Raw genomic sequence first — 26,146 nt, 5'->3', positions numbered from 1 at the left:
TTCACGTCCTACGGACAGGACTTTACCCCCGGCAGCGCATCAAGCTGGGGTCATGACGAGTGCAGCCCTCCGCAGTAGGGCGTGGAAACTGCTGGAGATGGTCACGACGCCGCTGCTGCCGTCGGACTACCTCGACATGGTCGTCCCGCTGCGTGCGGGTGCCGACCTGCGGGGGCGCATCGAGGCCGTGCACCCCGAGACGGGTGACGCCGCGACCATCGTGATCAGACCGGGCCGGGGCTGGCGCGGCCACACGGCCGGTCAGTACGTGCGGATCGGGGTCGACGTCGACGGGGTGCGCCTGTGGCGTGCCTACTCGGTCACCTCGCCGACGAACCGCCGGGACGGCCGGATCACGATCACCGTGAAGACGATCCCGGAGGGCAAGGTCAGCAACCATCTGGTCCGCGCGGCGAAACCCGGCACGCTGATCCAGCTCGACCAGGCCACCGGTGATTTCGTCCTGCCGAAGACCAAGCCGGCCAAGGTGCTCTACCTGACGGCCGGCAGTGGCATCACGCCGGTGATGGGCATGCTGCGCGACAACGATCTCGACGACGTCGTCATGGTCCACTCCGCACCACAGGCACAGGACGTGCTCTTCCGCAACGATCTGCACGACCTGGTCGCGGACGGCAAGCTGCGCCTCACCGAGGTGCACACCGCGACCGACGGCATGCTCGACATCGCCCGCATCGGCGAGCTCGTGCCCGACTGGGCCGAGCGCGAGACCTGGGCGTGCGGGCCCGTGGGCCTCCTCGACGCCGCCGAGGAGCACTGGAGCGGGCACGGCATCCCCGAGCGCCTGCACACCGAACGCTTCCGCGTCAATGCCGTCGTCGCGGGCGACGGCGGCGAGGTCACGTTCGGCACCACCGGCAGGACCGTCGACGCGGACGGCGCCACGCCGCTGCTGGACGTCGGCGAGGAGGCCGGGGTCCTCATGCCGTCCGGGTGCCGCATGGGCATCTGCTTCGGCTGCGTCACGCCGCTCACGGCGGGCGCCGTCCGCGACCTGCGCACCGGGGAGATCACCGAAGCCGGGCCGGGCGTCCTCATCCAGACCTGCGTGTCCGCCGCGGCGGGCCCCTGCGACATCGAACGGTAGGAACACCTTGACCGCCATCGACCCCACCGCCCACCTGAGCGCGGAGCAGATCGAGGAGCTCGGCCGCGAGCTGGACGCGATCCGCGACGAGGTGATCGCCGACCGGGGTGAGAAGGACGCCGCCTACATCCGCAAGGTCATCTCGGCGCAGCGCAAGCTCGAACTGGTCAGCAGGGGCGTCCTGCTGTTCTCGATCTTCCCGCCCGCATGGCTGATCGGAACCGCCGGCCTGTCCGTGGCCAAGATCATGGACAACATGGAGATCGGCCACAACATCCTGCACGGCCAGTGGGACTGGATGCGGGACCCGAAGATCCACTCCACCACCTGGGAGTGGGACCACGTCTCGCCCGCCGACCAGTGGAAGCACTCCCACAACGAGCTGCACCACACGTACACCAACGTGATCGGCAAGGACAACGACCTCGGCTACGGCATCATGCGCGTCGACGAGGACCAGCGGTGGCACCCGTTCCACCTCGGCCAGCCGCTGTGGAACTTCCTCAACGCCTGCTTCTTCGAGTACGGCATCGCCGCCTACGACCTGGAACTCGGCAAGAACCTGCACAAGCGCCGCCGCAAGAACCCGGAGTTCCGCGCGCGGGCCAGGGCCGTGGGCCGCAAGATCCGCAAGCAGGTGCTCAAGGACTACGTGATCCACCCGCTCCTCTCGGGCCCGTCCTTCCTCCCCACGCTCGCCGCCACCTTCACCGCCAACCTGGTCCGCAACATCTGGACCCACTCGGTGATCATGTGCGGACACTTCCCCGAGGGCGTGCAGGTCTTCGAGCGGCGGTCGATCAAGGGTGAGACGCGCGGCCAGTGGTACCTGCGCCAGATGATGGGCTCGGCGAACATCAGCGGCAGCAAGGCCATGCACTTCATGACCGGCAACCTGTCGCACCAGATCGAGCACCACCTGTTCCCGGACCTGCCGAGCAACCGGTACGCCGAGGTCGCGGTGAAGGTGCGCGCGCTGTTCGAGAAGTACGAGCTGGAGTACGTCACCGGGCCCCTGCCCAAGCAGGTGTTCTCCGCGTGGCACAAGGTCTTCCGGCTCTCGCTGCCGAACAAGAAGCCCAAGGCCACGACGCCGAACCGCGAGCAGGAGCTCATCGCGGCCTGACCCTCACCGGTTCCGGCGTCGTGCGTTTCCCGCCCGGGGGTCGGGAAACGCACGACGCCGGACCTTCACCCACGGCTACTTCGTCGTGGCCTTCCCCAGCGCTTCGATGGCCTCCTCCATCTCGCGGACCCTACGGCGCAGCAGAACCAGTTCCTCGCGCTCGGACCCGGTCAGCGCGCCCGCCGGCCCCTGGCCCCGCTCCGCCGCCAGCTCGTCCGCGACCGCCGCCGCGAACGCGTCCACGTCGTCCTCGGTGGTGTCGAAGGAGGTCATCCAGCGGACCTCGCCGGTCTGCTCGTCCCAGGTGTAGAAGCGGAAACGCTTCTGCAGACGCTCGGTGACGGCCGGGGGCAGGACGGCGAATATCTGGTTGGCCTGCACCGGGCGGGAGATCTCCACACCCGGCAGGCCGCGCACCGCCTCGTACAGTCGCCGGGTCATCGCGTTGGAGCGGGCCGCCGAGCGCAGCCACAGGTCGCCGCCGAGCAGCGCCTCGAACTGGACGGACATGAAGCGCATCTTGGAGCCCAGCTGCATGCTCGTCTTGCGCAGGTGGGCCATGCCGCGCACCGCGTCCTCGTTGAGCACGATCACCGCCTCGCCGAAGAGCAGCCCGTTCTTGGTGCCGCCGAGCGAGAGGACGTCCACCCCGACGTCGGTGGTCATCTCGCGCAGGGACGCGCCGAGGGTGGCGGCGGCGTTGGCGAGCCGGGCGCCGTCCAGGTGGACGAGCATGCCGAGGTCGTGCGCGTGGTCGCAGATCGCGCGGATCTCGTCCGGCGTGTAACAGGTGCCGAGCTCGGTGGACTGGGCGATCGAGACGACCTTGGGCCGCGCCCGGTGCTCGTCCTCGAAGCCCCATGCCTGGCGGTCGATCAGCTCGGGGGTGAGCTTGCCGTCCCATGCGGGCACCGTCAGGAGCTTGATGCCGGCGACCTTCTCCGGCGCGCCGCCCTCGTCGACGTTGACGTGGGCCGACTCGGCGCAGACCACGGCATCCCAGCGGTCGAGCATCGTCTGGAGCGCGACCACGTTCGCGCCGGTTCCGTTGAAGACCGGGTACGTGTGCGCGGTGGGTCCGAAGTGGCCGCGCACCACGTCCTGGAGGCGCTCGGTGTAGACGTCCGCGCCGTAACTGACCTGGTGGCCACCGTTGGCCAGGGCGATCGCCGCGAGGACCTCGGGGTGCACCCCCGCGTAGTTGTCGCTGGCGAAGCCGCGCTCGTCCGGGTCGTGTCGTCGTTGTACGGTCATGGTGCTCGCTGCTCGCTCACTTGGTTCGGTCGTAACGGTGTGACGGATGTGGTGCGTTCGGACGGGCGCCCGCCGGTCGGTCCGCTCAGACGGGCGCCGGCTCGGGTCGCGTCCGCGCGCGGGCCTTCTCCAGGCCGCGCACCATCGGCGGCGCGGCGCATCCCAGGACGGCGAAGAGCACCGCGAGGACCAGCCAACCGGTCGACGCCGCGCCGACGACCAGGGAGGTCATCAGCCACGGCCCGGCGAACTGCTGGAACCCGCGCCCCAGGGAGAACACCGCCTGGTACTCGCCCTGCCGGCCCGCGGGGGCGAGCCCGAAGGCCAGGCCCCAGCTCGCCGACGCCTGGAACAGCTCGCCGAGGACGAGCACCAACGCGCCGCCCAGCAGGGCCGCGCTGTCCAGGAGCGCCCCGTGGCCCCCGCTCGCCGCGAAGACCAGGCAGGAAGCCCCCAGCGCCCACCCCGCCCAGCGCAGCATACGTGCCGATCCCGCAGGGGTACGCGCACCCCTGCTGACCGCGACCTGGAACAACAGCACCAGGACGGTGTCCAGGATCAACAGCCCCGACACCAGCAGCGCGGAGGCGTCCGTGGAGGTGACGATCCACAGCGGCAGACCGACCGTCAGCAACGGGTGGTACAGCTCCAGAGCGCCGCACACCAGCGCGACCGCCACGTACCGCACGTCCCGCAGGGCGCCGCTGCGCAGCACCCCGTCCGAGTCGGCCGAGGAGGTCCGGGGCCCCGGGCCCGCCGGCAGCCGCATCCCGAGCAGCAGGCCGACGCACACCAACTGGAGGACGGCGTTGGCGAGGACCGTCGCGTACAGGGCCGTAGAGGTGCCGGCCGCGATGGCGGCTCCGGCCAGGGCGGCGCCGCCGAGGAAGCCCAGGTTGAACAGGCTGCGCATCTGCGCGCTCACCCTGACCCGCTCGCTCTCGCCCACCAGCGCGTCGGTGAGCGACGCCTGGAGCGCGCCCGCCGAGGTCTCCAGGACCGCGATGGCGCAGGCGACCGCGAGGAACGCGACGAAGCCGTCCACCAGGCAGTACGCGGTGAAGCCGACGGCCGCGAGCAGGAAGTTGACGGTGAGCACCCGGCCCGCGCCCAGCCGGTCCGCGAGCCGCCCGATGGGCACCGTGCAGATCAGACCGCAGAGTCCGGCGACCGACAGGGCGAGGCCGACGCGCTGGGCGGGGATCCCGATGGTCCGGGTGAAGAACACGGCACTGGCGGTGAGGAACACCCCGAGTCCCAGGGACTGGATGAGTGTGAGGACGCCGAGTTTGCGCGCGTTGCCGGCGGCCGGGACCGTCTCCCGGAACCAGGCGCGCAGTACCGCGCCGTACCGGCGGCCCTCAGCCATGCGGCGCCGCTCCCTCGGCCCGTTCGGTCCGCAGCCCGTACACCTCCATCGAGGCGTGCACGGCGGCCCGGACCTCGGCGGCGCTGCGCCCTCGGAACCGGAAGATGCCGCAGCCCTCGTCGTAGCTGCCGGGCCCGGTCATGATCCGGCCGATCTCCGGCAGTTCCTCGTGGTAGACCTCGGGGACGGTCGAGCGGGGCGAGGTCCGCGCGACGACCCGGCCCGGCAGCTCGCGCGGAGCGGGGTAGATGAGCCAACCCCCCGCCCGGGGTTCCACCGGTTCCGACGGCTGCCACAACGGGGGCAGGCCCAGGGCCGCCCGGAAGGCCTCGGCGAACAGGTCGATGCCGTGGAGGTCGACGTGCAGGAACGGCACCTGCGCGCCGCCCGGCCGCAGCCCGACCTCCAGGAACACCAGCTCGCCGCCCGGCCGCCGGATCGCCTCCAGGTGGAAGGCGCCGTCCCGCAGCCCGAGCGCCTCCAGACACAGGTCGGCGAACTCGGTGAGTTCGTCGTGCTCGGGGCCCGGGTCGAGCAGGACCGATCCGAGCGGGCTGCCGTGCGCGTAGTCCAGGCAGGTGTTGACGTACTGGGAAGCGGTGACGAAGTGGAGGCGGCCGGAGCGGCGGACGCCGTCCACGTGGAGGATGTCGCCGGCGACGTACTCCTCGCACTCGTACGCCTCGACGTCGACGCGCGCGAGCGCGTCGCGCAGTTCGTCGGTACTGCGGGCGATCGTGACGCCCTGGGAGCCCGCCGCCGCGCGCGGCTTGAGGACCAGGGGCAGACCGCCGAGGGCCTCGACGACCGCTTCCGCCGAGGGCGCGTCGTCGAGGTGCCGGAACCGGGGAACCCACAGCCCGGCCGCGCCCACCGCGCTCTTCATGGCGGGTTTGTCCTTGAACCGTTCGACGAGGTCGAGACCGTGGCCGCCGCGGACGCCGAGCGCCGCCGAGAGGCGGGCGGCCGTCAGGATGTCGTACTCGGACTGGCCGAAGACGACCTCGGGCGTGCCGTGCCGGTCCGCGATCCCCCGTACCAGGGGCAGCAGGTCGTCGTGGGCGAGGCTGTCGCACACATGGACCTCGGTCGCCCCGTCCTGGTCGAGCGCGGGCAACCCGCCCGGCGTGGTGAGGTACACCATCCGGCAGGGGTGGCCGTCGAGGAAACGGTGGTATTCGCCGAACTCGTCGCCGGAGCGGTTGAGGACGACGTACAGGGGTGTGGTCGGGTCGGTCACGCGTTCGCTCCCGGTCGCAGGGTGTCGGGCAGGCAGGCGTCCAGATCGGCGGCGCTCACCCGGTCGAAGCCGGGCGCGGGGCGATCCCGGTGAGCGGGGGTCCTGGTGAGGAAGGCCGCCGCGCGGGGCTCCCCGGCGCCGCCGAGGCGCTGCCACAGGAGTTCGGCGAGGTCCGGCATCACCGGGAACGCCAGTAGGGCCAGGCCCTTGAGCCACCAGTAGGCGCCGTCCTCGGCAGCGTGGGCGATCGCGTCGTCGGCGCACCAGCGGTCGAGCGCCGCGACCGCGCGCCGGGTGGATACGCGGGCGCCGTCGAGCGCCGCGGACTGCTCGGCGAGCAGCAGTTCCAGGAGGTCGGCCACGGCCGGGGCGGGCGCCTGCGGCGGCCCCTCGGGCAGCCGGCTCCAGGCGGCGTCGATCTGCTTGTCGAGGCCGTCGGCCAACGTGGCGTTCGCGGTGTGCAGGAAGTCCGCCGCCTCGAAGCTCGCCGCCCCGGACTCCAGATCGGCCCCCGCGAGGTGGTACCGGACGGTGTCCACGCCGATGGCCGGCGACGCGGCGATGTCCGCCGCCCAGATGGCGTGCCGGGCACTGGTGGAGAACTTCCGCCCGGCCAGTTGGTAGAAGTGGTTGACCAGGCACCGGTCGTACGGCTTCATGTCGCCGTGCAGCAGGCTGGTGCCGACGATCGAGACCAGGGTCGGGATGACGTTGTCGATACCCAGGGTGGTGATGGTGGTGACCCCGGAGTCCGGGTCGAAGGCGTTCACGCCGGTGCCGGAGAGCCGGCCGTGGACGGCACCGGCGAGGCGGGCGAACATGAAGATCCCGGCATAGGGGAACAGGGCGCGGGGCACGTCCGGCTCGGCGGAGGGGAGCGGAAGACCCCACGTCTGCGGGGCGCTCAGGCGTACGGTCAGTCCGTCACGCTCCAGGAAACGCGCCACGGTCGCCCGGTAGCGGTCGGCGACGCCCAGGTCGACGAGCGTGCGGTCCAGGACATCGCGGTCCGGTAGCCGCAGGAAGAGGCTGGATATCTCCCGCCAGGTCAGCGGCCCCTCGTCGAGCAGGGGGCGCGGCTCGACGACCGACTCGGGCAGGAAGTGCGCACTGCACTCCTCACAGAAGTAGCTGGTGATGCCGGCCCCGCACTCCGGGCAGCGCCCCCGGAGCCAGCCGCCCACCACCCAGCGGTCCGACGCCGCGCAGTGGGGCACGCGCTCGGTGCGCGCGATCACCGCGCCCCGAGCCGTCAACCGTTCGACGGAGGCGGTCACCTCCTGCTCGAACTGCTCCTTCCAGGGCTCCTGATCGGGAACGATGAACGCGTCGACGCCGATGCGCAGCGCGGCCAGGTCGTCCTGGATGCGCCGCCCGTAGCGGGCGGCGACCTCGCCGGGAGCGGAGTGCTCGGCGTGCGCCCTCAGCTCCACGTACGACTCGTACACATCACTGCCGGTGATCACCAACGGCAGGTCACCGCAGACCCGAAGATGCCGCGCGATCATGTCCGACCACAGGAAGGGGCCGCCGATGTGGCCGAGGTGCAGGGGGCCGTTGGGCGTGGCCTCCGGCGGCACGAGCAGGTAGTGACGGGGTGGGCGCGCGTCCCCGGTCAGCAGGCTCATGTTCGCGTTCTCCCGTCGAGCAGGTTCAGTGCGTCCTCGGCCATGGCCGGGGCGAGTCGGTAGCCGGATCCGGAGCCGCCGATGGCCATGACGACGTCGTCGCCGCCGACCGCGGCCACGACCGGCAGATGGCCGGGGGTGAAGCAGTCGCTGAACACCCGGCCGCCGATCAGGTGCGGCAGGAATCCCGGTACGTGCCGGGCGAGCAGGGCCCGGGCGAGGTCCCGGTCGCGGGCGTCGATGGCGAGCGGTTCGTCGGGGCCCCGGTCCCAGTCGGGCGAGGTGATGCTGAGGATCCAGTGGCCGCCGGGCCGGTGGGGCAACAGGAAGGCGTCGGCGTCCTCCATGACGAGTGCCGGGGCACCCGGCGGGGGCGGCGTCATGACGTGGAACGCCACCACCTTCTTGACCCGGGCCCCGCACTCGCGAGCCGCGTCCGCCACCGGGCCGTCCAGGACCCAGGGGCCCGGAGCGAGAACCGTTCCGGCGGCGGTGATCCGGCTGCCGTCGGCGGCGACCAGTTCGACATGGCCGCCCGCACGGCGTACCTCGGTCACCCGGAAGCCCTCCAGGAGGGTGTTGCCGGGACTGCCGACCACCTCGTCGAGAAGCCGGTCGGTGAGCCGTTGGGGCTGCCCCGCGGTCATGGAAGTGCTGGACAACAGGACTTCGTCACCGCTGTGGGCGAGCCCGGGGAACGTCCGGTCGAGCACCGCCCGCTGCTCCTCCGTGACCGGACGGGTACGGCCGCCGTCGGCCATGGTCGCGTCGAGCGCGGCCCGGTTCTCCCGCGCCACCAACCAGCGGACCTCGACGGGAACGCGCCCGGCGTCGCCGAGTCCGGCGGCGAGCTCGGCGAAGAGCGCTGTGCTGCGGGCGGCCAGCGCGCGCTGGGCCGGGTTGTGCCCCGTGGGCGTGTCGAACCCGGCCGAGAAACGGGTCGCGCCCGCCCCCCGCCCGGCATGCGTGATCACGGCGACGCGGCGCTCCGGGTTCCGGCGGACGGCGTAGTACGCCACGAGGGCGCCGACCGCGCCCGCGCCGACGACCGCGAGGTCGTAGTGCGGTACCTCACCGGTTCCGGTGGTGCGCTCACTCATCGGGAGCCGACCACCAGAAGGAGTGGACGACCAGTTCCTCGCCCCGGTCGGCGAAGATCTCGTGGCGGGCCTGCGAGGCGAAGCCCACCATCGAACCGGGCCCGACCAGCGACCGTTCGCCGTCCACCTCCAGGGTGCCGGATCCGGCGTGGACCAGCCAGATCTCCTGGACCGCGTGCTGGTCGGGGGAGCTGGTCCCGCCGGGCGGCACAGTGAAGCGGGCCGTCTCGAACGGCACGTGGGGGAAGACGGAACGGGCGAAGTCCGCCTCGGCCACGGTCACCCCGTCGGACTCGACCTCGGTCGGTCCGAAGGGGACCAGGGCTCCGCCCGCCTCGGCCTGGAACTGCGGGACCTGAGTCGCTTCCGCACTCCGACGCGTCGTCATACCGGGTACCTCGTCTCGCCCAGGATGCTGTTGAGGATGACCGCGCTGCGCCAGGCGAGCAGACTGAGATTGGGGTCGGCGACGCCCCATGAGTGCCGGGCGCCGTTCTGGAGGTGGATCCGGTTCTCCGCGGGCCCGTCCCAGGCGACCGAGAAGTCGTCACCGACGACGAGGTCCCCGCCGTCCCTCCGGAGCCGCGCGTCCAGCGGAGCCATGAACTCGGGTAGCCGATAGGCATATCCGGTGCTCAGGATCACGACGTCGGCGGCGAGCACGTCGGGCGCGTCCGGGCCGGACGACTCGACGACGAGCTTCCATTCGTCGGGGCCGCCGTCGATCGCGGTGACCGCACAGTCCGAGAGGAAGCGAAGCCTGCCGGGCCTGTGCTCGATGAACTCGTCGCGGTAGCCCAACCGGTAGATTTCCTGCAGGACTTGGAGGTCGATGCCGTCGCTGGTGTACTTCTGCCGCTCCAACAACCGGACCTTGTGGTCGGTGGGCATCGCGTGGAAACGACGTACGTACTCCGGCGTGTACAGGTCGTTGGCGAACGGCGAGTCGTCCATCGGCAGGAACGACGTGCGCCGGCTGACCCAGGTGATGGTCTCCGGAGCCCCGCCGACCGCCAGGTGGCGCACGATCTCCGCGCCGCTCTGGCCGCCGCCGATCACGACGACCCGGCGTCCCGCCACCTCGGGGGCCCGCAGGAGGAACTCCCCGGAGTGGAAGACGGTGGGCCCGAGGAAGGGGCGGAAAGGCTCGGGGACGGACGGGGTCAGCCCGGTACCGAGCACGAGATGACGGGCCGTCATGACGTCGTGACCGGTGCGGAGGTGGAAGGCGCCGTCGTGGAAGTCCACGCTCTGTACGTCCGCCCCGAACGTCAGGCTCGGCAGCCGCCCGGCGACCCATTGGAGGTACTGGTTGAACTCGGCGCGCAGGACGGCCGGGAAGTCCGCCGCCAGGAAACGGTAGAGCCGACCCTCGTCGGCGAGGAACGACAGGAACGAGAAGGGATTGGTCGGATCGACCAGTGTCACCAGGTCCTTGAGCAGCGAGACCTGGAGGGTGGCCTCGGGCAGCAGGAGCCCGGGGTGCCAGGAGAAGCTCTCACGGCGTTCCAGGTGGACGCCGCGCAGTCCTTCGACCGGATGCGCGAGGGCGGCGAGGCTCATGTTGGCCGGGCCGACGCCGACGGCCGCGTAGTCGAGTACGTCAGTGTTCATGGTGGGATCCGCCGGCTCAGGCGGGGACGACGAGGTCGCCGAGCGCCTGCCAGCGGTCGAGGGCGCCCTGCGGCGAGTCGGCGGTGAACAGGGCATGGCCGAGGCGCGAGCGGCAGTCCTGGACACCCGGGATGACTTCGCCCGGCGCGAAGTACACCGAGGTCTCGGTGACTTCCGGCAGTGCCTCCAGCTCCGACCATCCCGTGAGCTCCTGGTAGGAGGAGCGGCCGGCGGCGGAGAAGAAGCGGATGCCGGCGCTCTCGGCCTGCGGCTTCGCGAAGGCCCCGGCCGCCTCCGGGGCGATGCCGAGCGCCATGGCGACGGCCACCCTGGGCAGGCTGACGCCCGTCACGAGCCGCAGTAGCTCCACGATCCGGTCGCCCGGCAGCCGGGCACCGATCTCGATGAGCACCGGACCCTCGGCGGGCAGGCGCAGTTCGCAATGGAAGGGGCCGCTGGTGATGCCGACGGCGCGCACGACGTCACCGACGTACGCCTCGACGCTCTTCAGGGTGGCGTCGTCGACGAGGGCCGGGGTGAGGTGGCCCAGCTCCACGAAGTCGGGCTCTGGGCCGAGCAGCGTACGGCTGAGGGCGACGACGGTGACCTCGCCGTCCTCCAGGACGTAGCCGTCGGCGCTGAACTCGGGTCCCTGGACGTACTCCTCGACGAGCACCCGGTGCTCGTGCAACTTGCCCATGTCGGGCTCCGGGTCCGTCACGAGCCGCCGGAACGCGGCGGTGAGCCGGTCGAGGTCGTCGGCGCGGCTGACGTGGATGCTGCCGGAGCAGGCGACGGGCTTCAACACGGCCGGGAATCCGACCCGTTCGGCAGCCGCGCGCAGTTCGGTCTCCGTGGTCGCCTGGGCGAAACGCGGGGTGCGCAGCCCGGCGTCCGCCACGGCGGCCCGCATGACGCTCTTGTCCCGGACCCGGTCGACGGTCTCCACGGGCAGGCCGGGCAGGCCCAGTGCGGCGGCGACGCGCGCGGTCGCCGTCACGTAGATGTCGGACCCCGGCAGCACGGCCTCGAACGGTTCGGCCCGGTGCAGTTCGAGCGCGGCGGCTTCGAGCGCGGCCTGGTCGTTGGTCTCGACCGTCAGCACCGAGTCGGCCGCCGCGCGCACGGCGTCGGAGAGCCGGCGGTCGCCGGAGTCGGCGGTGGCGACGACGACCCGCAGTCCCATCTCGGCGGCGACAGCGATCAGTGTGGCGCCTCCGGAGGAGGCGGGTTCCACCACGAGTACGCGGGCAGGACGAAGTACATCTGTGTGCGGCAAAGCGAAATCCCCCGGGCAGAGCTGTATGGACCGGATTGGTGATCACGGCCCTGATGACGATCTTTCTATCCGGGCGCCTTGACCTCGGTCAACGGATTACCGCAAGGAATGTCGGCACGAGGGTGTCGAACCGTACATTTTCCGGAACAAGGGCTCTGCTGACGCCTGTTCGGCCCTCGGGGGCCGTTCGATCGGCCCGGGCGTGAGCCTCACGTCACTTGCGGAAGAGGGGGTCCGACCCGGAGGTGGAGAGGTGGGACCCGCTGGAGTCGGTGGCAGGGTGTCTAGGTGTCCGGGACGGGCGGGTCCATGCGGCTGCCGAGGGCGGAGGATCGTTACCGTGCCTCGGACGGGTGGCCGTTCCGTCGGCCTGATCGGGAGAAGAGGAATGAAGTGGGATCTTCGGTGCCGGAGCTTTACGGACGGATCGCGGAGCGTTTCGGAGAACTGATCCTCGGTTGCCCGCCGGAACGCTGGGAGGAGCCGTCCCCGTGTCCCGGATGGACGGCTCGGGACGTTGCGGCCCACGTGGTCTCGAACCACCGGCGGGCCGTCGCCGGGCTGGACGGATCGGACTATTCCGCGCCGGGGCGGGGCGAGGACCTGGCTCGGGCATGGGACACGGCATCCGGGGAGATCAAGGAGGCCCTGCATGACCCGGTCAGGGCTCGTGCCCTTCTGGGAGAGGAGTTCGGTTCCATGCCGTTCGAGGAGTTCGTGAGGCGGATGGCGTGTGCCGATACCTTGATCCACGGATGGGACCTGGCGCGGGCGACGGGTCAGGACGAGGCACTGGATCCCGAAGCCGTGGCCATCGCTACGGAGATCCTGCTGCCGGAGGACGGGGACATCCGCATGCCGAGGGCGTTCGGCGCCAAGCTCGCTTCGGCCGCCGATGCGGACGCCCAGACCAGGTTGCTCAATTTCCTCGGGCGCAGGGTGTAGTCGGGCCGTCCGCGACGAGGCTGCCGGGGCGGGTTCGGGCGGCGCCGGGCACCTGCGAGGCGGTCACGGGCGCGCCCTGACACCGGAGGGGCCCTCGCGCCCGGCCCTGGACCGGCCCCGTACAGGAGCCCCCACGCCCACCGCCAACTCGTTGTTGGGGTGGGCATGTCATCATGCACGCCTCGGAACCGAGGGACGACGGATGGAATCGGAGTGGTCCCGAAGAAGAAGGAGGCGCGATATGAGAGGAGTTGGCCACGAAGGAGCGGCCGACCCGGGGACCGTGACGACTCGGTTCAGTGATCGGGTGCAGGTGACCCGGCCCTGGCCGCGAGCGCTGCGGCCGTACCTGCACAGCTACGACGGATACCGGGTGCCCGCGGCGATTTCCTACCGGGTTCGGCTGGTGCCCAGGGGACGAGCCGTCGTAGTGATCAATCTCGGGGAGCCGTTCGCCCAGGTGTTCCGGCTGAGGGACACGGGACCCGCCGTACGCGTGGTGGGCTCACTGATCGCGGGGCTCGAAGACGGGCCGCGCGTGTGCGATCACCCGGGTGGCCAGGAAGCGATCAGACTCGAACTGACTCCGCTCGGTGCGTACCGACTCTTCGCCCTGCCCATGAAGGAGCTGACGAACTCGGTGTTCGAGCTGCGGGACGTCCTCGGCGCCGGGGCGGACGAGCTGGTGGAGCGGATGTCGGCGACCCGTGACTGGGCGCAACGGTTCGACCTGCTGGACGCCGCGCTGCTGGCCCGGCTGGACCGCGGCCCCGATCCCTCGCCCGAGGTCGCGCAGGCCTGGCGGCTGCTCACACGGTCGGCGGGGACGATTCCCGTCGCCCGGATCGCCGCCGAAGTGGGCTGGAGCCATGGGCACTTGATCCGCCGCTTCACACAGCAGGTCGGCTTGACACCGAAGACGTCCGCCAGGGTGCTGCGCTTCCACCGGTCGGTGGAGCTGCTGTCCGGGAGTTGGAGGGACCTCAGCGAACTGGCCACCACCTGCGGCTTCTACGACCAGGCCCACCTCAATCGCGAATTCCGCGCCCTGGCCGACGTCACTCCCGCTGAAATGGCCATCGCACGCCGTGTGGAGGGCGCCCACGAGCTGTGACAGGCGGGCCTCGACAGGCCGACCATGAGCGGCGAGAGCAAATTTGTCCAAGCGGGACCGCCGGTGCCCTCCCTATGGTCCCTGTAGTACGCAGTCGATCCGCACAGTCACACCAAGGGGATACGCATGTCGCTGTCGAATCCGAGGTCGGGCAACCCGCCCGCACGCCGAGGCCGGTGGGAGCGGTTCAAGGTGACACGCCCGTTCTCGCCGCAGGACCTGGCCGGTCTGTGGGGCTCGATCCTGGGCGTGATCGCTCTCGCCCTCCTCCTCGGGTGGGCCCTCGACATGAAGGGCGGTGTGGTGATCGTCGCGGCGATCCCCTTCATCTCGTCCTGGTTCGATTCCCGTCGCATCCTGTTCCAGTTCGACGCGGCCGGCGTCCGGATCGACGACGTACAGCTGCCCTGGAGCGACGTCACCCAGTTCGTCGTGGCCACCCCCCAGGGCAGTGAGCACGTGCTGATCGGCGCACGGCTGCGCCAGGGGGTGAGGGCGCCGGCCGGGACGAGGGCCGGGGCGACACATCCGGCGATGCCGGCGCTGCTGCACGTGCCCGTGCAGCGCGAGAAGTTCGACCTGGCGAGAATGGTGACCAAGGCACGGAAGTACGCCCCGTCCCACGTCCAGGTGGTGGTCGCCGAGCCGACGGGAGAACGCGTGGCGTCGTGATGACGACACGGGTCACGGGCCCACCCTCCACACCGGCCGGTGCGGGGAGCCCGCCGCGACGGCGGGCGACGAGGAGGGCCGTCACCCGTCCCCGCGACGCGGGGACGGTGCTGCCCGGCGCGGTCAGCCCGCCGCGCCGGGCAGCGCCGTGAAGGTCGCGCTGGCCGACCGCGAGGACACCGCACCCTCCACGGCGAGTTCACCGTCGATGCGGATCGTGCACTGGAGCCAGCCGTCGGGATGCTCCGGGGCGGCAGTGACGATCGTCAGCATGGGCATCGCGCCGATGCCCGACAGCATGACGTCCTGCTTCCACGGCGTGACGACGTCCTTGACCTGCTTCTCCTCGCCCTTGAGCGGGTCGCCGACGGCATAGGTCACCTCGCAGGAACCGCTGCCCGTCACCTCATAGGTGACCTTGGTCCCGCGCTTGCGCCGGAAGGGGAGAAACTTGCTGGTCATCTGCGGCCTCAGGGACATCGGGTGATGCGGAACCCGGCCATCCTCGCATGAGCCGCCGAATCGCCCCCGGGAGGTCAACGCGCCGCGGAGCCGGTCCTACCCCGGGGGGACACTAAGGGAGAGGACGGGGACTGCCCGTCGTGGTGGTGGGCGCCGGTGTGAGGGGGTCCCCGTTCAACTCGGTCTCGCCGGCGAAGGCCCACCACAACTCCCGCCGAGGAGTGAGGTACGGCACGAGTCCATCCACCTCCCCGCCGTGGTCGAGGGAGTCGGCGACGGCGGTCAGGTAGGTGGCGAGGGAGGGCCAGCCCTCGTGGAAGCAACCGGTGTCGTCGTGTGCCGCACTGCCCAGGCGGCCCCGGTCGGGGCCCTCGCGCATGTCGATGACCTGGGAGTCCCCGTCGCTCTGGGCCCAGGGGATCCACAGCGGGTGCCACCAGGGCTCACCGCCCGGTTCCGAGGGTTCGGTCAGGTCGGTGTCGTCGCCGGCGATATCGACGCACATCTGCCAGTGGTCGACGATTCCCGCGACGGACATCGGTGGGCGACCGGGGACCAGGTTGGCCCACTTCGTGAGTCCGTTGTGGCAGGCCAGGGATTCCAGGAGGTCGGCGGGAAAGCGCACGCCGATCGTGTGCTGTGCGGCTTCGACCTCGGCCGGGTCGGCCGGCGGTGCGAGCAGGGAGCAGGAGGCGGGGGCGTGCTGCCGCATCCAGGTGTCGATCCTGGCCCAGGAACGGGCGACCGGCCGGGGTGCGGGGAAGGTGAGCACCTTGCGCAGCCGTAGCAGGGTGCGGGACCAGTGGCCGTACTCGTTCGTCCGGGACCAGAGTTCCCGGAGCTCGGAGGGTTCGGCATCGACGCGTTCCAGGACCCGGGCGGCGATGCCCCGCAGGTCGACGGGAAGTACGGGGACGGGCAGGTCGGGCCCGTAGACGCTGGTGACCGGCCGGCCCCCGGGGCACTGGGCGGCGACGAGGGCCGCGGCGGCCACGGCTTCGACCGCCAGGTGTTGGTCGAGGGGATCGTCGGCGTCGAGGACGCGGACGAGCGCGTCGCGAACGACCCCGGGCCGGTCGGCCTCGGAGGCCTCGTCGAGGGAGGCACAGAAGTCCGCCGCGGCGTCGTTGTCGAAGGGGCCGACGTCCCAGGTGCCCATGGATCTCCCTTGAGGTGGTGGTTCCCCGGGATACTGCCAGGCGGCACCGACAACAGCGCCCTGCGGGGTGTCGGTGGGCCGCGCGCGGTTCGAAAGGGGTGGTGACCCGCGCGCGGCACGGATGGACGGCGGCCTGTGGGGGGTCCGTCCGGGAGGCCCGCGTCAGGCGCGCGGCGTCCGGCGCCCCACGCCCCATTCGCCGAGCGGCGAGACCAGGTCGGAACCGGACACGGACAACTGGTCACCGATGGCCACGGTCGCGCGCGGGGCGGGGGTGGACACGGGGCGTCCGCTTTCCGCCGGGGACGCCTGACCGGTGGCCGCGGCCCCGACGACGACACCGCCGGCCAGGGCCATGGCACCGACAACCAAAATGATCTTCTGCTTCATGCTGGGTTCTTGCCTTTCGATCTGCTCTGCGTGTTCCGCGCTTCACCCCGGACCACCGAAGGGGGCGGGGGTCCGGACGGGAGTCCTGTGCGTCGGCGGTGGGGTTGTCCGCCGCTGCCGGGCAGCGCTCCTGCGGTGGCACCAGTCGATCACCGTGGACGGGTACGTTCCCAGGCAATTCCACCCGCAGAAGTACGGCCGACGTTCTTTTGCCGGGCCCCGGACGCACCGTGCCGACGTGGTCGCCCGCCTCCGCATCCTCGTGATCGAGACCGCCTTGTGATCGGACGCCGGTCATCGTGTCGGCTCGGCTCCGGTTTCGACGAGGAAGGCGGTCAGTACCTCGGCAAGCCGTTCCGGCTGGTCCTCGGGAACGAGGGTGGACGAGTCGGCGATCTCGACGAGACGGCCCTTCGGGTACAGCTCGGCCAAGCGGGGACCGTGTTCACGTGGCATCAACCTGTCCTCGGTCGCCCAGACCACCAGGACCGGCCGGTCGAAGGTACGCAGTCGCTCGCTCCAGGCCGGCAGGGTCCTGCGGTCGGGTGCTCCGGTGGCGAACTTGGCCAGGTCCCTCCGAATCGCCCTGTTGCGGGTGGCGGGAGCGAACCAGTCGTCCAGGATCTCGTCGGGGATCCCGCGCACGCTCATACCACCGTACCCGGCCCGGTGGTGGCGGAAGACGCGAACGCTCATGAGCGACGTCAGCAGCCTGACGCCGCCCGGGACCCTGCACACCTGCGCCATGGCCTTGGCGGGGCCGGGGGGAAAGTTGTCGAACGCCTCGCAGGCCACCAGCACCAGGCGGGCGATGCGCTGGTCCCGGCCCTCCGACACCAGGAACTGGCCCCCGCCCCAGTCGTTGAGCACGAGCGTCACCCGGTCGAGGCCGAGCCGCTCGATGAACTCGCCCAGCAGGAGGGCGACACCGCGCTGCGACAGATCGGCATCGCGGTTCATCGGCCGCCGGTGCCCACCGAGGGGAAGCGTGGGCAGGACACAGCGGTATCCGCCCAGCAGCGGGACCACCTTGCGCCACTGGGTCTCGTTCATCGGCATCCCGTGTCCGAAGACCAACACCGGCCCGTCGCCGCCGGTGTCCTGGTAGTCGATGGAACCGGACGAAAGTTGGATCCTGGGCATCGGCCCCCCGTTCGATGGATTGCTCTCCTGCCATCGTGGACGCGGGGGAGGGACGAGGACAACGAGGCGGCACGGAGCCGAGGCCGCCGAACCCGCCCGGCCCAACCGGCCGCACGCGCCCGGCTGCTTCGGGGGAGGACACCGGAGGCGAACGGTCGGCCGGATCCGCAGTGGACGGCCGCCGTGCGCGAGAGTCAGGTCGCACACCCCGTAGGGCGGGTCGGAAGTCCGGTCTAGGTTTGGCCCGTGAATCACATCAGCTCCGCGGCCGGGGCGCCCCGGGAACCCGACGTGCCGCCTTACCGAGTGGTCCTGGCGGAGACCGATTGGGGTTCGCTCGGGACGCCTTTCGGGAACGGCGAGTACCTTCCCGAAGTCCTGGGACGGCTGTTGGAGCCCGATCCCGGGGTGCAGGTGACCGCTCTGTCGGAACTGGCAGAGCTGGTCGGCCACCAGAACAGCATCTACGAGGCCACCGCCCCCGCCGCCGTGTACGTCGCCGGCATCCTCGCCCACCCGGCGGCCATGACCCCCCGGCCGTATCGCAACGTCCCCTTCCGCGCGGCACTGTTGAACTGGCTGGCTTCCACTTCCTACGACGCCTCCGACGAGATCGTCGCCCGCACCGAGCGGTACTTCTCCGGCGTCCGCACCCCCGGCACCGCCGTGGCGGCCTTTCGGGACCTGCGCCCGATGCTCCATAGAGCCGTCGCGCCCTTCCTCCAGGACGGCCACGAGGACGTGCGCGAAGCCGCCTGCCTCGCGGCGCTCATCCTCGCCGAACATCCGGCGCTCGCCCAGCACCGTGAGGACCTCACCGAGCACGCGCGCCGCATCCTGGACACCGGCAGCGACGACCACAGCCGGCGCGTCGCCCGAAAGGCCCTCGAAACATGGGGCCACGACATCACGGGCATCGAACCGGTTCAGGACGAGCCGTCGTACTGCGGGCCGCACAGTGATGGCCGTGGCGACCTGGAACCTCCCTTCTGACGGAGGGACGAACGGCCCACCCGTACACCTGCCCACCCCCCCCAGCGGTCCAAGAACCCGCACGAACCGGGCCCGGGTCAGGCCCGGGGCAGCAGGCGGTTCTCGTGGGCGAAGACCACCGCCTGGATCCGGTCGCGGAGTCCCAGCTTGACCAGGACCCGTCCCAGATGGGACTTCACCGTCGCCTCCGCGAGGCGCAGGACCGCCGCGATCTCGGCGTTCGACAGACCGCGACCGACCTCGACGAGCACCTCGCGCTCCCGGGCGCTGAGCCGGTCCAGCCGGTCGTCGCGGACGGCGGTGACCTTGTCGGTCAGGTGCGGACGAAAGTCCTCCAGCAGACGCCGGGTGATCCGCGGGGAGAGCACCGCGTCGCCCGCCGCCACGTTGCGGATCGCCGCGAGCAGCTCCTCGGGCCGGGTGTTCTTCAGCAGGAAGCCCGAGGCCCCGGCGCCGATCGCGGCGAACGCGTACGCGTCCAGGTCGAAGGTGGTCAGGATCAGCACCCTGCTCCCCGGGGAGACCGCGACGACCTGCCGGGTCGCCTCGATCCCATCCGTTCCGGGCATCCGGACGTCCATCAGCACGACGTCGGGACGCAGCTCCCGGGCGAGACGGACGGCCTCGGCTCCGTCCGCGGCCTCCCCGACCGGCGTCATGTCGGGCTGGGCCTCCAGGACCGTCCCGAAGGCCATCCGGAGCAGCGCCTCGTCGTCGGCGATCACGATGCGGATCGTCATACGGACCCCGTCCCACCACTGTTGAGCAGGAGCCGGGTCCGCACACCCCAACCGCCTGTCGGAAGAGGTCCGGCCCGCAACGTCCCCCCGTACGCGGCCGCACGTTCGCGCATGCCGAGGATGCCGTGCCCGGACGGTGCAGCGGCGGCGGGAAGCGCCGGCCGGGGGCCGCTGTCGGTGACCTCCACGCCGACGCTCCCGGCCGAGCACTCGACCAGGACCGTCGCGCGCGTGCCGGCGGGGGCGTGCTTGAGGGTGTTCGTCAATGCTTCCTGCACCAGGCGGTGGACGGTGAGTTGCGCGGAGGCCGGCACATGCGCGTAGCTGCCGCGGACCTCCAGGCCGGTCGGCAACCCGGCCGCGGCCATCCGGTTCGCGAGGGCCTCCAACTGGGCCATGCCCGGCGGGGGATGACGTTCGGCATCCGGCTCGTCGGGCCGCAGGACGCCCAACGAGCGCCTCATGTCGGTGAGGGCCTGCCGGCCCGTCTCCGAGATCCGCAGCATCGCGGCGGTGGCCCGGTCCGGGGACCTGTGCTGCGCGTACACGGCGGCGTCGGTGAGCGCGACCATGACGGACAGGTTGTGGGTGACGATGTCGTGCATCTCGCGGGTGATCCGGGCCCGTTCCGCGGCGACGGCCAGCAACGCCTGCTGCTCGTGGTGCAGCGCCAGCCGCTCGGCCCGATCCTGAACGGCGGCGAGGTAGGCCCGGCCGGTCCGCACGTTCACCCCCAGGACGGCGGCGGCGACCACCATCGCGGTGAGCGCGACGAACGGGGTCAGGAACGCGCCGTCCGGTGTCCAGCGCAGGCAGGCCAGCACGGCGCCGCCCTCCACGACGGCCGCGGCGAGCAGCGTCCCGCGCCGCCCCGAGTGCGCTGCCGCCGTGTACAGGGCCACCAACAGTGCTATGTCAGCCGTCAGTTGGACGTCCGCCAGCCACTGGACGAAAGCCGCGGCCACGACGGCCGCGAACACCGGGAGCGGGGCCCGGCGTCGCACCGTCAAGGGCAGCGCCAAGGCGGCGGTGAGCGCCGCCGCCACCGGTAGTTCCCGGGCCGGGTAGGTCGTCACGACGTGGAGCATGAGCAGCGCCGGCAGCGCCGAGTCCCACACCGGCGCTGGTATCCGGTCCCGGTGGCGCACCGTCACACCTCTCCGTTCATCGGTTCCGCTCATCGGTCGAAATGGTGGCCCGGCGGGGCCGCCACCGCGTACAGCCGCAGCGTAGGCGGCGGGTCCACGCCGCACATGAGCCCGGCGTCGCATCGCACGGGGGAGTGGGTGCGACCACAGGAGGAGACCGCCACCCCCCACGGTCGCAGGCCGGCCACCGGCCCGGAGTGCCCGGTTGCCACCCCGGTCGCATCGCGGCACGTCCCCGTTGCCACCCCGGTCGTGGTCGGCGGCGCCCCGGGGGCGATGCGGCGGCGCGGGCCCGGCGCCGAGTATCGGCGGGTGACCGAAACCATCCCGGGACTGCCCCTGTCCCTTCCGGAACTCCTCGTCCTGCTGGGCGCCGTCGCACTGCTGGTGGCGCGTTGGCTCCCCCCTGCCGCCCGCCGGCCCGGTACCGTCGCCGCCGGGGCGGTTCTCTTGCCGTCGGCGTGCGTACTGGGCATCGTGGGGATCCGCTGGCAGCTGCTGCCGGTTCTGGCCGGCGCCGCCGTGGCCTCGGTGCTCGCCCTCCCGCCCCTGCTGCGGCGCCGCACCGGGCGACCGGCACGCCGGGCCCGCCGGTGGCCGCCCCTGCTGGGATCCCTGGCCTGCGCCGGCCTGATCTCCGTCGGGCCGGTGGCCGCCTGGGCCTTCCCCGTGCCGGTCTTCCCCGAGCCGACCGGCCCCTTCGCGGTCGGCACCAAGGTGGTGCAGTGGACCGACCCGCTCCGCCCGGAGATCTTCACCGCCGATCCGGACGACCGGCGCACCGTCGTGGCCCAGCTCTGGTACCCGGCGCGGAAGAGCCCCGCGGGCGTGCCCCGGGCCCAGTACCTCGGTCGTACGGAGGCTGAGGCGCGGACCGTCGCCTCAGCCCTCGCCGACGGGGTCGGCCTGCCCGCCTTCCTGATCGACGGGGTCCCGAGGGCCCGCAGCCACGCGGTCGTCGACGCCCCGCCGGCCGATGGGGGAGAGCGGTTCCCGGTCGTGCTCTTCTCCCCCGGGTCGGGCGGAGTGCGGTCCCAGAACACTGCCTGGGCCGAGGAACTCGCCGGCCACGGCTACCTCGTCGCGGCCCTCGACCACCCGTACGACTCCGCCGTCGTCGTCCTCGCCGACGGCCGCACGATCCGCGCGACCACCGCCTCCTCCGGGGACCGCGACAAGGACGAGGAACTCGCCGCCGGATGGACCGCGGTCCGGGCAGCGGACCTCGGCTTCGCCCTCGCCCAACTGGAACGCCTGGACCGCGGTGACACCTCCGATCCGCTGACCGGACGCCTGGACACCGGCCGCGCCGCCGTCGCCGGCCACTCCCTGGGCGGAGCCGCCGCCCTGCAGGCGGCCCGGCAGGACCGGCGGTTCGACGCCGTCATAGACCTGGACGGCTACCCCCACGGCCCCACCACGCCCGACCTCACGCAGCCGGCGCTCGCGCTCACCCAGGAGATCACCGGCGGTACCGATCCGCGCTACCTGCCCCGGCTCACCGAGGCCCTCGGGCGCAGCACCGCGCCGAGCCACCGGCTCACCGTTCCCGGCGCCGGCCACCTCACCTTCATGGACGGCCCGCTCTACCTGCCGCCGGTGCCCTCGATCGTGGGCACCCTGGGCCGTACCGAGAGCCCGCGCGTCGTCGCCGGGGCCACCCTCGCCTTCCTGGACGTCACCCTAAGAGGCCGCCCGGGCGACCCGGCCGCATCCCTACGGGCCTACGGCACGGTCTCCTCGTCGCCGGCTCCTGCGTCACCCGTCGGTGCTTCACCGCATTCGCCGACCGCCCCGACCAACGCCTCGACGTCCTGACCGCAGCCCAGCAACCGGCGATCCGAGGATCCGAGAACGCCACCCGGGGCAGGAGCGACCCGGAGGGGGAAACGGCCTAGAGTCGGAGCATGCGCATCGTCTCCCTGCTCCCGGCGGCCACCGACATCGTCGCCGAACTCGGGCTCGCCGCCGACCTGGTCGGGCGCACCCACGAATGCGACTGGCCGCCCACCGCGGTGGCCTCCGTACCCGTCGTCACCCGCGCCGAATTCGACGCGGACGCCCTCAGCAGCCGGGAGATCTCGAAGGCGGTGGGCGGCTCCGCGCACTCCGGCTCCTCGCTCTACACCCTGGACACCGAAGCCCTTGCCGAACTCGCACCGGAGGTGCTGCTCACACAGGACCTCTGCAAGGTGTGCGCGGTCTCCTACGAGAACGTCACCCGGGCGGTACGCGTCATGGACACCGGCCCCCGGGTTCTCAGCCTGGAACCCAAGACCCTCGACGACGTACTGGACTGCCTGGTCACCGTGGGCGATCTGCTGGGCGTACGGGAACGGGCCGAACGGCGCCGAGCCGAGCTGCGGGACCGGCTCGCCGAGGTCCGGCGCCTGACGGAGGGCCGGCCGCGGCCCCGGGTGGTGGCCATCGAGTGGCTCGACCCGCTGTGGCCCGCCGGCCACTGGGTACCCGAACAGATCACCGCGGCGGGCGGCGCACCGCTGTTGGCCGAGCCGGGCGAGCACACCGAGCCGATGACGTGGGAGGCGGTGCGCGAGGCGCGGCCCGACGTGATCCTCGTGATGCCGTGCGGCTTCCCGCCCGAGCGGACCCTGACGGAACTCGACCTGCTCACGTCGCTCCCCGGCTGGCACGACCTGCCCGCCGTGCGCGCCGGCGAGGTGTGGGTGCTGGACGGCCCCGCCTACTTCAACCGGCCGGGCCCCCGCGTGGTCCGCGGCGCCGAGGTCCTCGCCCACGTGCTCCACGGGGTACGTGCGGGGGACCCGGTGACCGGGTCGGAGGCACGCCGACCGGGATGACTCCCGGACGGTCCTGACCGGTGGCTCCCCACGTGGTGAGCAGGGCCGCGGTCCCCGGGCGGAGGCCGCTGTCCGCCCGGTCGAGAAGGGAACGGCCGGTGCCGTGCTCTTCGCCGAGGTCCGGATCGAGGCCGTGGACGGCCGGGCTCATGTGGGACCCCCGTGGGAGGAGGGGGTGTGGAAGGGGAAGAAGGGGAGGGTGCCGGTGACGTCCAGGAGCCGTTGCATCTGACGGTTGGGGGAGCCCAGGAGGAGGTCGACACCCGCCCGTCGGGCGGCCTTCCTGGCGAGGAGGAGGGCGTTGAGGCCCGCCGAGTCGCAGAAGGTGACGTGGCTGCAGTCGACGACGAGCGGCTTGGCGGGAGTGGCGTGTCGGAGCGCTTCGGTCAGCGCGCGGCTCAGGTGCGGGCCGGTCGTGATGTCGATGTCGCCGACGGGCCGCACCGTCACGGTCCGGTCCAGAACGTCCACGCTCACACCGCCCTCACCGGCGGCCCCGGACGGATTTGCGGTCATGGTGGGCTCCCTTTCGTGCGACCGCGCCGCGGGGGACGCGGTTCCTGCCGGCGATCAGCCGGCGGCGTTGCGCTGGTCGTGGCTGTCCTTGCGCAGCCTGTCGGTGTGGCGTGCCATCGCGTCGATGCGCTCGGCGAGTTCCGCGTCCTGCGGTCGCAGGTGTGCGCGGGCTCCGCTCAGCGGTCCCACGAGCCGCGCGACGTCGTTGTCCGCCAGTGCCCGGTCCAGCTCGGTCATGGAGGCGGTGGCGTCCGACGGCAGGTCGGAGAGGGAACTGACCTGCCCGGCCAGTCGGCGCAGGTCCGCCGCATTGTCGCGGGCCCATGCGGCGACGCTGCGGTCCGCGGCCCGCGAATCCCGGGTCGCCGCGACCCGCTGCTCACCGGTACTGCCGGCGGCTCCGGGACGTAGACGCAGGTAGCGGCGTTCCGCGGCCTGGCGGCTGGCGACGCCCAGCGGTCCGGCGAGGTCGGCCCAGCTCGCACCACCTCCCCGGGCCGCCTCGACCAGCCCGCTCTCCCACCCGGCGAGCCGCTCCCGGATCTCGCGCAGCATCGTCAGCGCGTCCAGAGCCGGATGCGGACCGGCCTCCGTGGCGTGGAGGGGGGCGAAGGCCGGGCTTGAGGGGGCTTCCGCCAACGCCCGGTCGATGGTCTCCAGCGCCGCCAGGGCAGCGTCGAGGCTGACAGGGTCCTGCTCCGGCATGTCGCCTTCCCTTCGATTCGGTCATCCTCCGAGCGACATCCACGGTGTCGCCCTTTGCATGACATCACCCTAGTCATCCTAGGGGCGACATCCTGCTTGTCGTCATCTGGATGACATGCTACAACGGAGACACGTTGAAGCGCATTGGCAGTTTCTGCCCGAACCAACTGGAGGTGTTTCGCGATGTTGATGCGCACTGACCCGTTCCGCGAGATGGACCGGATCGTCCAGCAGCTGTCGGGAGCGTCGGGAACCTGGTCGAAGCCGTCGGTGATGCCGATGGACGCCTACCGCGAGGGCGACGACTACGTGATCGCCCTCGACCTGCCGGGGGTGAGCGCCGATGCCATCGACATCGACGTCGAGCGGAACATGCTGACCGTGAAGGCCGAGCGACGTCCGGTCGCCAAGGCCGAATCCGTGAAGATGGAGCTTTCCGAGCGACCCCTGGGCGTGTTCTCCCGCCAGGTGATGCTGGCCGACACCCTGGACACCGAGCGGATCCGGGCCGACTACGACGCGGGTGTCCTGACCCTGCGCATCCCGATCGCCGAGCGCGCCAAGCCCCGCAGGATCAGCATCGGCGGCGGCGCCGGCCGCAAGCAGATCCCCGGCTGATCCCCGCCGGCACCGACGGGCAGCGGAGGCGGGACGCTCACCCCTCGACGTCCCGCCCTCCGCCCCTCACCGCTCGCTCCCCTTCGGAGGTGACGTGATGTGGATGCGCACGGAATCATTCCTGGCCCACGTCCAGGACCGAGGCGAGTACGCGACGACCGACGAGGCCGACAGGGTCGCCCGGGTCGTCCTGGCCCTGCTCGGGGCCCATCTGGTGGGCGGCGTACGGTCCGAGCTCGCCGCTCGCCTCCCCGAAACCTACGCCTTGATCCTTCTGAACCCGCTGCGCGCCGCCGAACCGCTCTCACCGGAACGTTTCGTCCGTGCGACCGCGGCCTGGATCGAGGGCGCCACGGAGAAGACCGCCCTGTGGGACATCGGCGCTGTCCTGTCAACGACCGCCGCCGCGGCGGGCGATGACCTCACCCGCGACATCCTGCTCCAACTCCCGCACGGCTACGACATCCTCTTCGGCCGCCCCTTGGCCACCTGACCATCACCGCACGACAACCGGATTCCCTCGCGGAGAAAGGCATGCGACACACCATGTACGACCGGCCACGAACCCAGTACCCCCAGGTGTCCATGACGTTCGAGCAGATGCTGGAACGCGTGCGGTACGAAGGTGCCTACCCCACTCGGGAACGTGCCGCCGAGGCCGTCCACCGGGTCCTCGCCGCCCTCGGCCGTCAACTCGATGGCGACGAACGCACCGACCTCGCCCGGCGTCTGCCCCTCGAAGCCGGCCTCGCTCTCACCGCCGTGCTGCCGGACGGCGTACCGCTCACCGGGTGGGGCTTCGTCAAGGATCTCGCCACCGCCCGCACCGGTGCCACCCTGGCAACGGCCCGCTGGGAAGCCGGCGCCGTCCTCACCACCGTCGCCCGCCTCGCCGGCCCCGACCTCCTCGCCCGCATCCTCAGCCGGCTCCCCGACGGCTGGGCCCTCCTCTTCGGACGGGCGGAACTGCGCCGCCCCGAACCCGCCGTAGCCTGACCAGT

The 26,146-nt window shown here is 71.7% G+C and carries 27 protein-coding genes; 11 read left to right on the top strand and 16 right to left on the bottom strand.

All coding sequences use genetic code 11. The annotated features are described in order from the left end of the window. Window positions 1-52: 52 nt before the first annotated feature. Both ACZ58N_RS19240 and ACZ58N_RS19235 read left to right on the top strand, forming a co-directional pair. A complete protein-coding gene (locus ACZ58N_RS19240) occupies window positions 53-1,108 on the top strand; it encodes a ferredoxin reductase (RefSeq protein WP_471161052.1) in 1,056 nt (351 codons plus the stop codon). Window positions 1,109-1,115: 7 nt separating this feature from the next. Further along, window positions 1,116-2,234 carry a fatty acid desaturase family protein gene (locus ACZ58N_RS19235; protein WP_471161049.1) on the top strand — a complete coding sequence of 373 codons (1,119 nt, stop codon included), beginning with the start codon at window positions 1,116-1,118 and terminating at the stop codon, window positions 2,232-2,234. A gap of 75 nt (window positions 2,235-2,309) precedes the next feature. Here the strand turns inward: ACZ58N_RS19235 and ACZ58N_RS19230 are convergent, their stop codons facing one another. The 8 genes from ACZ58N_RS19230 to ACZ58N_RS19195 all read right to left on the bottom strand — a co-directional run bounded on the left by ACZ58N_RS19230 (window position 2,310) and on the right by ACZ58N_RS19195 (window position 11,718). Further along, window positions 2,310-3,488 (bottom strand): threonine aldolase family protein, encoded by a 1,179-nt coding sequence (locus tag ACZ58N_RS19230; RefSeq protein ID WP_471161047.1) that lies wholly within the window; start codon window positions 3,486-3,488, stop codon window positions 2,310-2,312. An 85-nt stretch (window positions 3,489-3,573) separates the two neighbouring features. After that, on the bottom strand, window positions 3,574-4,857 hold the full coding sequence (locus tag ACZ58N_RS19225; protein WP_471161042.1) for an MFS transporter: 1,284 nt from the start codon (window positions 4,855-4,857) through the stop codon (window positions 3,574-3,576). Next, entirely contained in the window at window positions 4,850-6,097 is a 1,248-nt protein-coding gene (locus ACZ58N_RS19220) for an ATP-grasp domain-containing protein (RefSeq protein ID WP_471161039.1), read from the bottom strand. Before ACZ58N_RS19220 ends, ACZ58N_RS19225 begins: the two co-directional genes overlap by 8 nt. After that, window positions 6,094-7,725, bottom strand: coding sequence for a class I tRNA ligase family protein (locus ACZ58N_RS19215; protein WP_471161036.1), 1,632 nt, complete (start codon window positions 7,723-7,725; stop codon window positions 6,094-6,096). The genes ACZ58N_RS19220 and ACZ58N_RS19215 overlap by 4 nt, the downstream gene beginning before the upstream one ends. Then, window positions 7,722-8,825: an NAD(P)/FAD-dependent oxidoreductase gene (locus ACZ58N_RS19210; protein ID WP_471161033.1), complete on the bottom strand. Its 1,104-nt coding sequence runs from the start codon at window positions 8,823-8,825 to the stop codon at window positions 7,722-7,724. The genes ACZ58N_RS19215 and ACZ58N_RS19210 overlap by 4 nt, the downstream gene beginning before the upstream one ends. Beyond that, window positions 8,818-9,213: a cupin domain-containing protein gene (locus tag ACZ58N_RS19205; protein WP_471161030.1), complete on the bottom strand. Its 396-nt coding sequence runs from the start codon at window positions 9,211-9,213 to the stop codon at window positions 8,818-8,820. The genes ACZ58N_RS19210 and ACZ58N_RS19205 overlap by 8 nt, the downstream gene beginning before the upstream one ends. Beyond that, window positions 9,210-10,439 carry a lysine N(6)-hydroxylase/L-ornithine N(5)-oxygenase family protein gene (locus ACZ58N_RS19200; RefSeq protein ID WP_471161027.1) on the bottom strand — a complete coding sequence of 410 codons (1,230 nt, stop codon included), beginning with the start codon at window positions 10,437-10,439 and terminating at the stop codon, window positions 9,210-9,212. The genes ACZ58N_RS19205 and ACZ58N_RS19200 overlap by 4 nt, the downstream gene beginning before the upstream one ends. Before the next feature lie 16 nt (window positions 10,440-10,455). Further along, the gene (locus tag ACZ58N_RS19195; RefSeq protein WP_471161024.1) at window positions 10,456-11,718 is read right to left on the bottom strand and encodes an ATP-grasp domain-containing protein; all 1,263 of its coding nucleotides are present in this window, start codon (window positions 11,716-11,718) and stop codon (window positions 10,456-10,458) included. A 309-nt stretch (window positions 11,719-12,027) separates the two neighbouring features. On the opposite strand from ACZ58N_RS19195, the gene ACZ58N_RS19190 reads away from it, so the two are divergent. The 3 genes from ACZ58N_RS19190 to ACZ58N_RS19180 all read left to right on the top strand — a co-directional run bounded on the left by ACZ58N_RS19190 (window position 12,028) and on the right by ACZ58N_RS19180 (window position 14,449). Further along, window positions 12,028-12,663, top strand: a complete 636-nt coding sequence (locus tag ACZ58N_RS19190; RefSeq protein ID WP_471161021.1) for a TIGR03086 family metal-binding protein — start codon at window positions 12,028-12,030, stop codon at window positions 12,661-12,663. 241 nt (window positions 12,664-12,904) lie between these two features. Then, entirely contained in the window at window positions 12,905-13,777 is an 873-nt protein-coding gene (locus tag ACZ58N_RS19185) for a helix-turn-helix domain-containing protein (protein ID WP_471161018.1), read from the top strand. A 126-nt stretch (window positions 13,778-13,903) separates the two neighbouring features. Then, entirely contained in the window at window positions 13,904-14,449 is a 546-nt protein-coding gene (locus ACZ58N_RS19180) for a hypothetical protein (RefSeq protein ID WP_471161015.1), read from the top strand. A 123-nt stretch (window positions 14,450-14,572) separates the two neighbouring features. On the opposite strand, the gene ACZ58N_RS19175 is transcribed toward ACZ58N_RS19180, so the two are convergent. The 4 genes from ACZ58N_RS19175 to ACZ58N_RS19160 all read right to left on the bottom strand — a co-directional run bounded on the left by ACZ58N_RS19175 (window position 14,573) and on the right by ACZ58N_RS19160 (window position 17,603). Next, on the bottom strand, window positions 14,573-14,911 hold the full coding sequence (locus tag ACZ58N_RS19175; protein WP_471161012.1) for a hypothetical protein: 339 nt from the start codon (window positions 14,909-14,911) through the stop codon (window positions 14,573-14,575). Between the two features lie 112 nt (window positions 14,912-15,023). Next, on the bottom strand, window positions 15,024-16,070 hold the full coding sequence (locus ACZ58N_RS19170; protein WP_471161009.1) for a DUF4259 domain-containing protein: 1,047 nt from the start codon (window positions 16,068-16,070) through the stop codon (window positions 15,024-15,026). Window positions 16,071-16,232: 162 nt separating this feature from the next. Further along, entirely contained in the window at window positions 16,233-16,460 is a 228-nt protein-coding gene (locus tag ACZ58N_RS19165; protein ID WP_471161006.1) for a hypothetical protein, read from the bottom strand. Window positions 16,461-16,754: 294 nt separating this feature from the next. Continuing rightward, window positions 16,755-17,603 (bottom strand): alpha/beta fold hydrolase, encoded by an 849-nt coding sequence (locus tag ACZ58N_RS19160; RefSeq protein WP_471161004.1) that lies wholly within the window; start codon window positions 17,601-17,603, stop codon window positions 16,755-16,757. 246 nt (window positions 17,604-17,849) lie between these two features. On the opposite strand from ACZ58N_RS19160, the gene ACZ58N_RS19155 reads away from it, so the two are divergent. Continuing rightward, window positions 17,850-18,596, top strand: a complete 747-nt coding sequence (locus ACZ58N_RS19155) for a hypothetical protein (protein ID WP_471161001.1) — start codon at window positions 17,850-17,852, stop codon at window positions 18,594-18,596. Between the two features lie 77 nt (window positions 18,597-18,673). Here the strand turns inward: ACZ58N_RS19155 and ACZ58N_RS19150 are convergent, their stop codons facing one another. Both ACZ58N_RS19150 and ACZ58N_RS19145 read right to left on the bottom strand, forming a co-directional pair. Beyond that, complete coding sequence (locus tag ACZ58N_RS19150; protein ID WP_471160998.1) at window positions 18,674-19,336, bottom strand: response regulator; 663 nt, start codon at window positions 19,334-19,336, stop codon at window positions 18,674-18,676. Next, complete coding sequence (locus ACZ58N_RS19145) at window positions 19,333-20,517, bottom strand: sensor histidine kinase (protein ID WP_471160996.1); 1,185 nt, start codon at window positions 20,515-20,517, stop codon at window positions 19,333-19,335. Before ACZ58N_RS19145 ends, ACZ58N_RS19150 begins: the two co-directional genes overlap by 4 nt. Window positions 20,518-20,760: 243 nt before the next feature. Between ACZ58N_RS19145 and ACZ58N_RS19140 the strand changes: the two genes are divergently transcribed. Both ACZ58N_RS19140 and ACZ58N_RS19135 read left to right on the top strand, forming a co-directional pair. Beyond that, window positions 20,761-22,302 (top strand): alpha/beta hydrolase family protein, encoded by a 1,542-nt coding sequence (locus ACZ58N_RS19140; RefSeq protein ID WP_471161442.1) that lies wholly within the window; start codon window positions 20,761-20,763, stop codon window positions 22,300-22,302. Between the two features lie 89 nt (window positions 22,303-22,391). Then, a complete protein-coding gene (locus tag ACZ58N_RS19135) occupies window positions 22,392-23,306 on the top strand; it encodes a cobalamin-binding protein (protein WP_471160993.1) in 915 nt (304 codons plus the stop codon). Window positions 23,307-23,453: 147 nt separating this feature from the next. Here the strand turns inward: ACZ58N_RS19135 and ACZ58N_RS19130 are convergent, their stop codons facing one another. Further along, complete coding sequence (locus ACZ58N_RS19130; protein ID WP_471160990.1) at window positions 23,454-23,822, bottom strand: STAS domain-containing protein; 369 nt, start codon at window positions 23,820-23,822, stop codon at window positions 23,454-23,456. 54 nt (window positions 23,823-23,876) lie between these two features. Next, window positions 23,877-24,527, bottom strand: a complete 651-nt coding sequence (locus ACZ58N_RS19125; protein ID WP_471160987.1) for an HSP18 transcriptional regulator — start codon at window positions 24,525-24,527, stop codon at window positions 23,877-23,879. Window positions 24,528-24,710: 183 nt separating this feature from the next. On the opposite strand from ACZ58N_RS19125, the gene ACZ58N_RS19120 reads away from it, so the two are divergent. From ACZ58N_RS19120 to ACZ58N_RS19110, 3 genes are all read left to right on the top strand, one after another. Beyond that, on the top strand, window positions 24,711-25,145 hold the full coding sequence (locus ACZ58N_RS19120) for an Hsp20/alpha crystallin family protein (protein ID WP_471160985.1): 435 nt from the start codon (window positions 24,711-24,713) through the stop codon (window positions 25,143-25,145). Between the two features lie 97 nt (window positions 25,146-25,242). Continuing rightward, window positions 25,243-25,638 carry a DUF2267 domain-containing protein gene (locus ACZ58N_RS19115; protein WP_471160982.1) on the top strand — a complete coding sequence of 132 codons (396 nt, stop codon included), beginning with the start codon at window positions 25,243-25,245 and terminating at the stop codon, window positions 25,636-25,638. A gap of 53 nt (window positions 25,639-25,691) precedes the next feature. Beyond that, window positions 25,692-26,141, top strand: a complete 450-nt coding sequence (locus ACZ58N_RS19110) for a DUF2267 domain-containing protein (RefSeq protein ID WP_471161439.1) — start codon at window positions 25,692-25,694, stop codon at window positions 26,139-26,141. Window positions 26,142-26,146: the final 5 nt, after the last annotated feature.

It is taken from the genome of Streptomyces sp. NPDC040432, from assembly GCF_055595445.1.
The sequence above is the reverse complement of the archived record's forward strand: the minus strand, read 5'-3'. Positions and strand labels throughout refer to the sequence as shown.